The sequence below is a fragment of the Psychrobacter sp. JCM 18903 genome, assembly GCF_000586475.1.
Classification (GTDB): domain Bacteria; phylum Pseudomonadota; class Gammaproteobacteria; order Pseudomonadales; family Moraxellaceae; genus Psychrobacter.
The window spans coordinates 20680-34369 of the sequence record NZ_BAWJ01000009.1; the positions used below are offsets into that span (position 1 = coordinate 20680).

Annotated in this window: 8 protein-coding genes and 3 pseudogenes; all 11 read left to right on the forward strand. The window is 45.5% G+C overall.

Annotated features, from left to right (window positions below; translation table 11 throughout):
* Positions 1-87: 87 nt before the first annotated feature.
* The 11 genes and pseudogenes from TT12_RS07725 to TT12_RS07765 all read left to right on the forward strand — a co-directional run bounded on the left by TT12_RS07725 (position 88) and on the right by TT12_RS07765 (position 13631).
* Positions 88-819, forward strand: coding sequence for an amino acid ABC transporter ATP-binding protein (locus TT12_RS07725; protein WP_045443837.1), 732 nt, complete (start codon positions 88-90; stop codon positions 817-819).
* Between the two features lie 214 nt (positions 820-1033).
* A complete protein-coding gene (locus TT12_RS07730) occupies positions 1034-2248 on the forward strand; it encodes an FAD-dependent oxidoreductase (RefSeq protein ID WP_045453601.1) in 1215 nt (404 codons plus the stop codon).
* A gap of 301 nt (positions 2249-2549) precedes the next feature.
* Positions 2550-4335, forward strand: a pseudogene (locus TT12_RS07735) (AMP-binding protein).
* Between the two features lie 277 nt (positions 4336-4612).
* A pseudogene (locus TT12_RS07740) lies at positions 4613-6385 on the forward strand (AMP-binding protein).
* A 113-nt stretch (positions 6386-6498) separates the two neighbouring features.
* The gene (locus TT12_RS07745) at positions 6499-8109 is read left to right on the forward strand and encodes a carboxyl transferase domain-containing protein (protein ID WP_045453604.1); all 1611 of its coding nucleotides are present in this window, start codon (positions 6499-6501) and stop codon (positions 8107-8109) included.
* A gap of 151 nt (positions 8110-8260) precedes the next feature.
* Positions 8261-9069 (forward strand): annotated as a pseudogene (locus TT12_RS07750) (enoyl-CoA hydratase/isomerase family protein).
* A 69-nt stretch (positions 9070-9138) separates the two neighbouring features.
* Entirely contained in the window at positions 9139-11268 is a 2130-nt protein-coding gene (locus TT12_RS07755; protein ID WP_045453607.1) for an acetyl-CoA carboxylase biotin carboxylase subunit, read from the forward strand.
* 45 nt (positions 11269-11313) lie between these two features.
* On the forward strand, positions 11314-11802 hold the full coding sequence (locus tag TT12_RS19360; RefSeq protein ID WP_502685171.1) for a hydroxymethylglutaryl-CoA lyase-like TIM-barrel protein: 489 nt from the start codon (positions 11314-11316) through the stop codon (positions 11800-11802).
* 19 nt (positions 11803-11821) lie between these two features.
* On the forward strand, positions 11822-12088 hold the full coding sequence (locus TT12_RS19365) for a hydroxymethylglutaryl-CoA lyase-like TIM-barrel protein (RefSeq protein ID WP_502685172.1): 267 nt from the start codon (positions 11822-11824) through the stop codon (positions 12086-12088).
* Between the two features lie 20 nt (positions 12089-12108).
* Positions 12109-12246, forward strand: coding sequence for a hypothetical protein (locus TT12_RS19370; RefSeq protein ID WP_502685173.1), 138 nt, complete (start codon positions 12109-12111; stop codon positions 12244-12246).
* Positions 12247-12443: 197 nt separating this feature from the next.
* Positions 12444-13631: an isovaleryl-CoA dehydrogenase gene (locus TT12_RS07765; protein WP_045453610.1), complete on the forward strand. Its 1188-nt coding sequence runs from the start codon at positions 12444-12446 to the stop codon at positions 13629-13631.
* Positions 13632-13690 lie beyond the last annotated feature (59 nt).

Here is a 13690-nt window from a genome sequence, read left to right on the forward strand (position 1 = left end):
GGTTAGGAGCCAGTGATGAGCAAAGCTGATACATACTTAAATGCCTTTGGCGGACTGGTCACCAACAATGGTCATGCTAGTGATGAGATGGTCATTCAAATGTCCGATGTCAGCAAATGGTATGGGGATTTTCAAGTATTGAGTGACTGTACGGCGCATGTACATAAAGGTGATGTCGTCGTCGTGTGCGGGCCATCAGGTAGTGGTAAGTCAACCTTGATTAAGACGGTCAATGGACTGGAGCCTTTTCAAGAAGGTGGGATCATGGTAAATGGTATCTCAGTTGGTGCGGCAAAAACCAATCTGCCGAAATTACGCAGCCGTGTCGGTATGGTCTTTCAGCATTTTGAGCTATTTCCGCATTTGACCATTATTGATAATTTAACGGTGGCGCAAATAAAAGTATTGGGTCGCAAAGAGAGCGAGGCCAAGCAAAAAGCCATGGCATATTTAGATCGTGTTGGACTAACGGTACAGGCCGCGAAATATCCCGCGGAGCTATCGGGTGGTCAGCAGCAGCGTGTTGCAATTGCACGAGCGCTGGCAATGGATCCTGTAGCGATGCTTTTTGATGAGCCGACCTCTGCGCTTGACCCTGAGATGATTCAAGAAGTGCTCGATGTTATGGTCGAGTTGACTCGTGATGGCATGACCATGATGTGTGTGACCCATGAAATGGGCTTTGCTAGTCAAGTAGCCAACCGTATTATCTTTATGGACGAAGGTCATATTGTCGAGAACTGTAGTAAAGATGAGTTTTTTGAAGGGGCAAAAAGTGACCGCGCGCAACTGTTCTTATCTAAGATTTTGAATCACTAACCATTTATATATTTTTTCTCATGTAGCTCTAGGGTGATATCAAGCGTCTATTTATCAATAGGCGCTTTTTTGTGCGTGATAGCTTGATGTATTTAACAGTGATGTTGATATGATTGGTCTATAAGTGAGTAGATGAGTGCATGGCTGTTTACTGATACAATAGCGGTCAATATTCTAACAACTAAAATAATTGCTTATCTATATGGGAGCTAATATGAGCGCTGAAAACTCAGAAGTATCAAACAACGGTATCGTCATTATTGGTGCAGGTTTGGCAGGCTGGCATGTCATTGATGCCATTCGTGCGAAAGACAAAGACATTCCGATTACCTTAATTACTTCCGACAGTGGCGATCGTTATCACAAGCCAATGCTGACCATGGCGATTAGCCAAAAGAAAAGTGCGGCAGATTTGGTCAGAGCAACGGGCATTGATGCCGCAGAAGCTACAAATGTTAAGCTACTTGCCAACACGCAAGTGACGGATGTTGATACGACCACTCAACAGTTGCAGCTTATCTCTGCGCTGCGCTCAGATCCCGTTTATACCAATTACGCCACGATTGGCTATGATAAGCTGGTACTAGCGATGGGTGCGCATCCTATCTTCCCAAAAAGCTTGCCAGAGGAACTAGTCTGGCATGTCAATCATATTGAGCGCTTTGGACAGTTGCAAGAAAAGCTAGCAACTGGCAGTCAGCACGTCGCTATCGTTGGTGCAGGTATGGTCGGGACGGAGATTGCAGAGGATTTGCTCAAAGCAGGTCATCAAGTGACACTCATTGATTTAAACGGTGCACCACTATCACAAATGCTACCGCCAAAGGCGACGGCTCGTATTGCTCAAGCGGTGAAGTCGCAAGGCATTAACTTTTTAGGCGGCTATCAGGTATCTGCTATTACCCGTCTTAGTGATGGAAAACTACAAGTCAGTTACGAGGCGCTAGCATCAGTAAATACGACTGCTGAGCCAATCGAACCACTCATCGTGGATCATGTGATTGCCAGTACAGGTTTGACGGTCGATGACAAACTGCCTACCGCAGCTGGTGTCGATTTTGACCGTCGCACTGGGATCGTGGTGGATGCGCCGACCTTGCGTACCAGTACAGCCAATATTTATGCGATTGGTGACTGTATGTCTATCGATGGTGTACCGTGTCGCTATGTCGCCCCATTACGCGCGCAGGCTGCTACCATTGCTGATGATGTGTTGGGCCTAGATCATAATGGCTATGAGCATAAACCGCCAATGATTCGTCTAAAAAACAAAGCAATCTCCGTCATGGTGACAGGTGTGCCAAAAGCGACTGGTAATTGGCAGGTCAAGACAGAAAGTGATGAAGAGCTGGTCATGGACTTGCTAAATGATAGTGATGAAGTCAGCGCAACAGTAACGATTAAATCGCCTGTAGCACCTACATTGTAACGATTAAAAAAGCTCTAAATCATAGCCAGTGTTGCTATCCTAATGCAGCGCTGGCTTTTTTATGTCTATCGTATCTTTTATATAAATAATCAACTTAATAAGATGGCGCAGCAATAGTAATCGATACGTCCTGTATCAATATTATTGACAGGCTTTCATTTAAGAGGCTATATTGGTTAGGGCTTGATTTAATTATAGTCTATGGTGACAGAGAATATTCAAGGAAGAATATGACATTTACCTTTGTAGTCTATTACCGCTCTGATAACAAACATTAAACAGCAAAACGAAAGGACTCGTTATGACTCAAGTTTCTGACTTTGAAAGTACTATTAATGAAAGTACGCCTAATAACAGTATTCTCAACAATATCCCTAAAGTTAATGTAGCGTGCGTTCAGCAAATGCGCCACTCACCCAAAGCCATGATAAAGGCATTGATGTGTCGCTGATTGAAGCGACAATCGGTGATTTTTTGATGCCATTGTCAATAAATATCCAGAGCGTGAAGCTTTGGTTTCTCGTCATCAAAATATTCGCTGGGCGTATCGCGAACTACAAGAGAAAGTTAATCAGTTAGCGAGTGCCATGATTGAAATGGGGCTAGAAATCGGTGATCGCATCGGTATCTGGTCACACAATAATGCTGAATGGCTTTTGATGCAATTGGCAACCGCGAAAGTCGGCGTTATCCTCGTCAATATCAATCCCGCTTACCGTACCTTTGAGCTGCAATATGCACTGAATAAGCTGGGCTGTTCGGCATTGGTATTAATGCGTCATTTCAAAAGCAGCGACTATACGCAAATGATTCGTGAGCTTTGTCCTGAGATTTATCATAAAGATTATACTCAGCTTGATTTGGTCGAGATTCCAACGATTGAGCGCATCATTTGGATTGACGAGCCAGCATCTGATGAAAATTTCAATTTTATGCAGAAATTCTCTGCTTGGATGGCAGAGGGTAACGCAAACGACCCTCGTTTAGCTGCGCGCCAAGCCCAGCTAAAGAATACCGATGCTATTAGTGTGCAGTTTACTAGTGGGACAACGGGTACACCAAAAGGCGCTACTTTAACGCATCGAAATATCTTGAATAATGGCTACTTCCTTGGCGAAGGTATGAGGCTGACAGAGGAGGATAGGCTATGCATTCCATTACCGCTTTATCACTGCTTTGGCATGGTAGGTGGTAATTTAGCTATTTTAACCCATGGTGGTTGCGCCGTTTATCCTAATGATGGCTTTGATCCGCTCACCGTATTGCAAACGGTCGAAAAAGAAAAATGTACCGCTTTGCTCGGCGTACCGACGATGTTTATCGCAGAGCTGGATCATCCAGACTTCGACAGTTTTGACTTGACCAGCTTACGTACTGGTATTATGGGCGGCTCTAGTTGTCCCATCGAAGTCATGCGCCGCGTCATGGATAAAATGCACATGAGCGAGGTGACGATTGCTTATGGCATGACCGAGACCAGTCCAGCTTCTTGTCAAACCAGCTCGCAAACACCCCTTGAAAAAAGAGTTTCTACCGTAGGGATGGTGCTGCCCGCGCTTGAGGTCAAAATCGTGGATACCGAAACGGGTGATGTCGTCCCGATTGGAGAGACGGGTGAATTACTCACTTATGGCTACGCGGTGATGAAAGGCTATTGGGGCAGCCGCTTTAAAACACGCGCGGCGATTACTGATGGCTGGATGCATACGGGTGATTTGGCGGTAATGGACGAAGATGGCTACATCACTGTGGTGGGACGTAGCAAGGACATGGTCATTCGCGGCGGCGAAAACATCTATCCAGTAGAAGTCGAAAACTATCTCTATCGTCATCCGAAGATTCGCGATGTACAAATTGTTGGTGTTCCTGATAAAAAGTACGGTGAGGTACTTGCGGCGTGGATTATTACAAAAGAGCCAAATAGCTTAAGCGAAGAAGAGGTAAGGCAGTTTTGTTGTGACCATATTGCTCATTATAAAGTGCCGACCTACTTTCGTTTCGTTGATGAATATCCAATGACCATCACTGGTAAAATTCAGAAATTCAAAATCGTTGAGCAAATGATAAAAGAATTGGGTCTGGAGTGATTTGAGACTATTAATCACTGGAAAAGCCAGCTTTTTTCTATATGTGATAAGGCTGGCTTTTTTGATTTAAGTCATTCAAGAAATTCGTCACTTAATCATGACTGATGAATTTATCTTATAATATCATTTTAAATGATACATATTGTATTACTATTATTGACAGCCTTCGATTTAAGACGGTATAGTAGCTAACGCTAGTTAATACCTGTTCAAGGAAGAATGAATCGGTGATAGGCGACTAATAAGCACCATAAAAAGTAAAACGAAAGGACTCGTTATGACGCAAACTTCTGATTTTGATGCGACTCACATTGATTTTGATACTATTCTAAATAGCATTCCTAGTATTAATATGGCGCACGCTCAGCAAATGCACCGCTTAGCCAAAGCTATGATAAAGGCCCTGATGTGCCGCTGATTGAAGCGACTATCGGTGACTTTTTGATGCCATTGTATCCAAATATCCAGAGCGTGAAGCTTTGGTTTCTCGCCATCAAAATATCCGCTGGACTTACCGCGAGCTGCAACAGCAAGTCAATCAGCTGGCAAGCAGTATGATTGAGATGGGGCTAGAAATCGGTGATCGCATTGGTATCTGGTCACACAACAATGCTGAATGGCTGCTCATGCAATTAGCAACAGCAAAAGTTGGTATTATCCTTGTCAATATCAATCCTGCCTATCGTACTTTTGAGCTGCAATATGCCTTGAATAAATTGGGCTGCTCAGCGCTCGTGCTTATGCGTCATTTTAAAAGCAGCGATTACGCCAGTCTCATCAGTGAACTGTGTCCTGAGATTTATCACAAAGACTATACCCAGCTTGATTTGGTCGAGATTCCGACGATTGAACGTATCATTTGGATTGATGAGCCAGCATCTGAGGAAACCTTTGGCTTTATGCAGAAGTTCTCTGCATGGATGGCGGAAGCGATGCCAACGATCCTCGTGTTGCCGAGCGTCAAGCCCAGCTCAAAAACACCGATGCTATCAATGTACAGTTCACCAGTGGCACGACGGGTACGCCAAAAGGTGCGACCTTAAGCCATCGTAATATCCTTAACAATGGTTACTTCATCGGTGAGGCCATGAATCTCACAGAAGAAGATAAGCTGTGCATTCCAGTGCCACTCTATCACTGTTTCGGTATGGTGCTTGGCAACCTAGCGATTATCACGCATGGTGGTTGTATCGTTTATCCGAACGATGGTTTTGAGCCTTTGACCGTGTTGCAAGCCGTCGAAGAAGAGAAGTGTACGGGTCTGCACGGTGTGCCAACGATGTTTATCGCTGAGCTTGACCATCCGGAGTTTAAAAACTTTGATTTATCGACTTTACGTACTGGCATCATGGCAGGCTCTAGTTGTCCGATTGAAGTCATGCGCCGCGTCATTGATGAGATGCACATGAGTGAAGTTACCATTGCGTATGGCATGACAGAGACCAGTCCAGTCTCTTGTCAGACCAATGAACATACGCCGCTTGATAAGCAAGTATCGACCGTTGGTTTAGTGCAGCCTGCGCTTGAAGTCAAAGTCATCAATACGGAAACGGGTGAGACTGTAGCCTTGGGCGAGACAGGCGAACTACTCACACGTGGTTATTCAGTGATGAAAGGCTATTGGGGCAGTCGTTTCAAAACTCGCGCAGCCATCCAAGATGGTTGGATGCATACAGGCGATTTGGCAACGATGGATGAAGATGGCTATGTCAAAATCGTTGGTCGTAGTAAAGACATGGTCATTCGCGGCGGCGAAAATATTTATCCTGTTGAAATCGAAAACTATCTGTATCGTCACCCAAAGATTCGCGATGTGCAAATCGTCGGTATTCCTGATAAAAAATATGGCGAAGTACTCGCGGCATGGATTATTCCTAAAGAAGCAGACAGCTTAACTGAAGAGGAAGTTCGTCAGTTCTGTAGCGAGCATATTGCCCATTATAAAGTACCGACTTATTATCGTTTCGTAACGGAATATCCAATGACCATCACTGGAAAAATTCAGAAATATAAAATCATTGAACAAATGAAAGAAGAGCTGGGTTTGTAGAAATTTAACCATTCTTATCTGTTATTTTATGAATAAGATATATGAGTAAACGCTAAAATAAAGCATAAGATAAAAAAGCCACTTGCATTTACGCATTAAAGAAAAGGGATGTCATGAGCGCTATCATAACCAGTAAACTGAGTCCAAACGCCGCTGAATTTCAGCAAAATAGTGCCGCTATGCAAGCGGTGGTCGATGACTTATATGGTCACTTACGTAAAGTCGTGCAAGGCGGTTCAGAGCGTGCCCGTGCCAAGCATTTAGCCCGTGGCAAACTCTTGCCTCGTGAACGTGTCGAGCGTTTGCTGGATGTGGGTACGCCATTTTTAGAAGTGGCACCGATGGCAGCGCATGATATGTATGGCGAAGAGATTCCAGCGGCGGGCGTGATTGCGGGTATCGGTCGTATCAATGGTATTGAGTGTATGATCGTCTGTAATGATGCCACGGTAAAGGGTGGCACTTATTATCCAATGACGGTCAAAAAACATCTGCGTGCGCAAGAAATCGCGCAAGAAAACAATTTGCCTTGTGTTTATTTGGTGGATTCAGGCGGGGCTAACTTACCCAATCAAGATGACGTGTTCCCTGATAAAGAGCACTTTGGTCGCATCTTTTTCAATCAAGCCAATATGAGTGCGGCAGGTATTCCACAGATTGCCGTGGTCATGGGCAGCTGTACGGCTGGCGGGGCTTATGTGCCAGCGATGAGTGATGAGTCTATTATCGTGAAAGACCAAGGTACTATCTTTTTGGGTGGTCCTCCACTGGTAAAAGCGGCGACAGGTGAAGAGGTCACAGCCGAAGATTTGGGCGGCGGCGATGTGCATACTCGTCTGTCGGGGGTCGTCGACCACTTAGCACAAAGCGATACGCATGCGTTGTCAATTGCGCGCAACATCGTTAGCCATCTAAATCGTCCTGCTAAGCAAATCCCAAATCAAATCAAGCCGCTTCCGCCGCGCTATGATGCCAAAGAGCTATATGGCGTCATTCCAACGGATAAGCGTAAGCCATTTGATATCAAAGAAATCATTGCTCGTATCGTCGATGACAGTGCTTTTGATGAATTTAAATCACGCTTTGGCACGACGCTAGTTTGTGGATTCGCTCATATCGAAGGGATGCCAGTCGGTATTATCGCCAACAATGGTATCTTGTTTAGTGAGTCAGCACAGAAAGGCACGCACTTTATTGAGCTATGTTGTAAACGCAAAATCCCACTAGTATTCCTCCAGAATATCACTGGCTTTATGGTCGGTCGCAAATATGAAAATGAAGGCATTGCGCGTCATGGTGCCAAGATGGTGATGGCAGTCGCCAATGCAAAAGTGCCAAAATTCACAGTCATCGTTGGCGGCTCATTTGGCGCTGGTAACTATGGCATGTGTGGCCGCGCTTATAGCCCGCGCTTTTTATGGATGTGGCCAAATGCGCGTATCTCTGTGATGGGTGGCGAGCAAGCAGCATCAGTATTGGCAACGGTCAAGCGTGACAATTTTGATCGTAAAGGCGAGGCATGGAGTGATGAGGATGAAGCGGCATTTAAAGCGCCGATTCTCGATATGTATGAAAAGCAAGGTCACCCATATTATGCCACCGCACGTCTATGGGACGATGGCGTAATTGACCCTGCTGATACACGTCATGTATTGGCATTAGGGTTGAGCGCCGCGTATAACGCTCCGATCGAAGAGACGACTTTTGGTGTTTTTAGGATGTAAGCATTTTCAGACCTTCCCATAATAAGCTACTACTGCGTCAACCTCATTTGAAGTACGATTTGTACATCTACATTCGGTTTCCTTGTATTAACATTATTATGGATTGACCGAGCGTTTGTTTAAATATTTACATAAAAATATAGAGAAAGTTATGCAAAAAGACAGTGATAAAAATTATAAAAGCTTATTGGTTAAAGTGGAACAGCACGTGGCGACGGTGACGTTAAATCGTCCTGAGATACGTAATGCCTTTAACGATGAAATGATTGCTGAGCTAACCGATGCATTTAATACGCTTGGCGCTGATGATGACGTACGTGTCATTGTATTAGCAGCTGCTGGCAAGGCATTCTGTGCAGGTGCCGATTTGAACTGGATGCGTGCCATGGCGGATTATAGCTACGAGGAAAACCTAGCAGACGCGGACAAATTAGCACAGATGCTCAAAACTATTTATGAATGTCCTAAGCCAACAGTTGCGGCTATTCAAGGTGATGTTTATGCAGGCGGCATGGGATTAGTGGCTGTCTGTGATGTGGCCATCGCTGTTAAAATTGCAAACTTCTGCCTCAGCGAAGTGCGTTTAGGCTTAGCGCCTGCAACGATTAGCCTTATGTCATCAGAGCACTGGGTGCTAGAGCGTCACAGCGTTACTTCTTAAGTGCTGAAGTATTTGATGCTAAAAAGGCACGGCAGCTTGGCTTTATCCATGAACGTGTTAGCGAAGAATGGCTAGCTGATGAGGTCGCTATATTTTGTAGCAAAGTCGTCAAAAACAGCCCTGATGCAGTCAAAACCTGCAAGCAGCTATTACACGATGTCGCTGATGCTCCCATCACTGATAAGCTGATTGCCGATACGGTAAAAGGCATCGCTGATATTCGCTCATCAGAGCAAGGTAAAGAGGGCGTGCAAGCCTTTCTGCAAAAACGTAAGCCGGATTGGTTGACGGCAGATTGATAATGCACGAGAGACAAATGAGTCAATAGACAAGATCTCAAATAAAAACGATAACACACAGGGATAGTTATGTTTTCTAAAATTCTAATTGCCAACCGTGGTGAAATTGCCTGCCGAGTAGCCGCGACTGCCAAGCGTCTGGGTGTCAGCACCGTCGCTGTTTACTCTGATGCGGATCGTGAGGCCAAGCATGTGGCTGTCTGTGATGAAGCCATCTATCTGGGCGGTTCGGCACCAAAAGACAGCTATCTAAAAGGTGATGCGATTATCGCGATAGCGCTTGAGACTGGCGCCCAAGCGATTCATCCGGGTTATGGATTTTTAAGTGAAAATGCTGACTTTGCGCAAGCTTGTCAGGATGCAGGACTAGTATTTATCGGTCCATCGGCTGATGCTATCCGCGCCATGGGCGGCAAATCTGAATCCAAGCGCTTGATGGAAATAGCGGGCGTACCACTGATACCGGGATATCATGGTGACAATCAAGACGCAGAATTTTTGCAGCATCAAGCCGATAGTATTGGCTATCCTGTCTTGATCAAAGCCAGTGCAGGTGGCGGCGGTAAAGGCATGCGTATCGTTGAAAAAAGCAGCGATTTTGTAGATTTATTAGACTCATGTCGCCGTGAAGCCATTACCAGCTTTGGTGATGATAAAGTGTTGGTTGAAAAATACGCCTTAAAACCGCGCCATATCGAAATCCAAGTATTTGGCGATACGCATGGCAACTATGTGCATTTGTTTGAGCGTGATTGTTCCGTACAGCGCCGCCACCAAAAAGTATTAGAAGAAGCGCCTGCACCGGGTGTTGATATTGCGATGCGTGAGGCGATGGGCACCGCTGCCATCGAAGCGGCTCGTGCAGTCGATTATGTCGGCGCAGGCACGGTTGAATTCATCATTGAGCAGCGCGAAGATTCTATGAATTTTTATTTCATGGAGATGAATACACGCCTGCAAGTTGAGCATCCAGTCAGTGAAGCGATCACGGGTGTCGATTTGGTCGAGTGGCAGCTCTTAGTCGCGGCAGGTCAGCCATTGCCAAAAACCCAAGCCGATCTGACTATCAACGGTCATGCAATTGAAGCGCGCATCTGTGCTGAAAATCCTGACAATAGCTTCTTGCCCGCGACCGGTACGTTGTTTACGTATCAAAAACCTGAACACAGCACCTTTATGATTGATAAAGATGGTACTGGTGTGCGTATCGATGATGGCGTGCGCGAAGGCGATGTGATTAGTCCGTTCTATGACTCTATGATTGCCAAGCTCATCGTCCATGCACCAACGCGAGAGCAGGCATTAGCCAAGCTTGATCGGGCTCTGGCACAAACCCGTATCGTGGGTTTGCCGAATAACGCGGCATTTTTACGTTATATCTTAAATACAGAATCTTTTAGCAAAGCCAATCTTGATACGGCATTGATTGAGCACGAGCGTGATGCAATTTTTAATCAGCAGCCTTTGGCATTATCGACGCTGGTTGTGACTGCCATTACTCGTCAGCTTGCGAGCGAGATGGCGACGCAAGAGTCAGATATTGATCCATTTAGCAAACCTACTGGCTTCCGTGCTTATAACGATTACACTCGCTCATTTAGCTTGGTTTATGATGAGAATGCTTATACTGCCCGCATGAATAACTGGCACAATTCAAATTGTTCTGATAGTAAAAAAGGCAGCGATAACCTCAGTAGCTTTACGCTCGTTATTGAAAAAGAAGTCGCTAATACGCAGGATATTAGCAATATCAATGTCGCTGCTCAGACCGAAACAGTTTATGAAGGTCAAGTGAGCTATGCCAGTAGCGACGAGCACAATCATACGCTATGGTTAGATGGTGCACGTACTAGCGCGCAAAGCTGGATGCATAATGAGACCGTTTATGTGTTCACAGACAGTGGTCGTGACGAGATTACGCTTGTTGATATTATGGCGCACGTGGGCGAAGAGTCCGCAGCGGTTGGCAGTTTAAAATCACCGATGCCAGGGCAGGTGGTTGCCTTTAAAGTGGCGGTTGGTGATACTGTGAAAAAAGGCGAGCCGTTAGCGGTCATCGAAGCTATGAAAATTGAGCACACTATTACTGCGCCGACGGATGGCGTGGTGGCAGAATTGCTATTTGCAGCAGGTGATTTGGTCGCTGATGGTGACGAGTTATTACGCATTGATGCTGGCGAAAATACTGAGAGCGAATAGCTGACATAGCTTAATAATAGGTAAGTAATAAAAAGGACGACAAGCATGAGCCATTCGTATCTAAACCATTCATATCCAAGTCACGTCAGAATCGTTGATGTCAGTCCGCGTGATGGACTACAAAATGAGTCAACGACGGTACCGACTGAGGTTAAGCAAGCGCTTATCAATGATTTGATTGCAGCAGGTGTCAAAAAGCTAGAAGCAACAAGCTTTGTCTCGCCAAAATGGGTGCCACAAATGGGTGATAATAGTGCGCTGCTTGACGCACTAGCGCCGACACGGCAGACAGATATTTGCTACTCAGTCCTAGTGCCCAATATGCGCGGCTTTGAAAATGCATCATTCATCGTCCTGATGAAATCGTTATTTTTGGTTCAGCCAGTGAGACCTTTAGTCAAAAAAATATCAATTGTAGTATTGATGAGAGTATCGAACGTTTTGCGCCAGTGGCTGCGGCAGCAAAAGGACAAGGCATCAAGGTACGTGGCGTTATCTCTTGTACGGTTGGTTGTCCCTATGAAGCGAGATTGACCCTAGCCAAGTAGCGTATGTGACCAAGCGTCTGATAGAGATTGGTGCTGAGCAAATTGGCATCGCCGATACCATTGGTGTTGGTACGCCGCTCAAAGTGCAGCACGCGTTACAAGCTGCATTAGAATTTGCTGATATTTCTATGCTATCAGGTCATTTTCATGATACTTACGGTCAAGCATTGAGCAATACGCTAGCCGCACTGCAAATGGGTGTCAGCGAATTTGATACTTCCGTCGCTGGTCTCGGCGGCTGCCTTATGCTAAAGGCGCAACAGGGAACGTAGCAACCGAAGATGTGGTGTATATGCTGCATGGTATGGGTATCAGCACAGGTATTAATTTGGATAAATTGGTCGTGGCAGGCGAGCGTATCAGTGCGTTCTTAAAGCGTCCAAATGGCTCAAACGTGGCACGTGCTTTAATTAACAAACGTCAGTCTTAACTAATTTCATTAAGAATATAGTTAGTCATAAGCTAAATGAATAGATAGATAGGTTTATGGCTGGGACAAATTTTTTGAAGCCTCTGGAGTGACGAAGTTGCACAGCAAGCGAGGAAAATTTGTTCAAGCTATATCATCTATTTTTAAATTGACACAGCGCTAGTAAAAAATTAAACATCAAAATACAAGGAATGGCTATGAGTTTACCTGGATTGAATTTTCAACTTGGCGAAGATATTGATGCATTACGCGATATGGTACAGCAGTTTGCAACCAATGAAATCGCCCCACGTGCTGCCGAGATTGATAGCAGCGATGAATTCCCAATGGATCTATGGCAAAAGATGGGTGATATCGGTCTGCATGGCATTACCGTTCCTGAAGAATACGGCGGCTCTAACATGGGCTACGTCGCACACATGGTCGCGATGGAAGAAATCAGCCGTGCTTCGGCATCGGTCGCGCTGAGCTATGGTGCGCACTCAAATCTATGTATCAACCAAATAAAACGCAATGGCTCTGAGGCACAAAAACAAAAGTATTTGCCAAAATTAGTCAGCGGTGAGTTCATCGGTGCATTGGCTATGAGTGAGGCAGGCGCTGGCTCAGACGTCGTTAGTATGAAGCTAAAAGCGGAAGAAAAAGACGGCAGCTACGTGTTAAACGGTAGCAAAATGTGGATTACCAATGGTCCCGATGCTGACGTGATGGTGGTTTATGCTAAGACTAATCCAGAGCTAGGCGCGAAAGGCATGACTGCCTTTATCGTTGAAAAAGGCATGGAAGGTTTCGGCACAGCGCAAAAGCTGGATAAGCTCGGCATGCGTGGTAGCCATACTGGTGAGATGACCTTTAACAATGTGACCGTACCGAGCGAAAATATCTTGGGCGGTCTCAATGAAGGCGTTAAGGTACTTATGAGTGGCCTAGATTACGAGCGTGCCGTATTGGCCGCAGGTCCTATCGGTATCATGCAAGCAGTGATGGACAATGTCGTGCCTTATATCCATGACCGTAAGCAGTTTGGTCAAGCGATTGGCGAGTTTCAGCTTATCCAAGGTAAAGTGGCGGATATGTATACGATACTGCAAGCAGGTCGTAGTTTCTTATATACCGTCGGCAAGAATTTGGACATGCTAGATCAGCGCGGTGCCGGTCATAGCCGAGAAGTACGTAAAGACTGCGCTAGTGTGATTTTATGGTGTGCCGAAAAAGCCACCTGGATGGCAGGCGAGGGCATTCAAATATTTGGTGGTAATGGCTACACCAATGAGTATCCACTTGGTCGCTACTGGCGCGATGCCAAGTTGTATGAGATTGGCGCAGGTACCAGTGAAATCCGCCGTATGCTGGTTGGTCGTGAGCTATTTAATGAGACTAAATAACGTTAACACAGGCTAGATTGATCAACATGGCTTTGGGCTGTGCGAGGTAACGGCTAGAA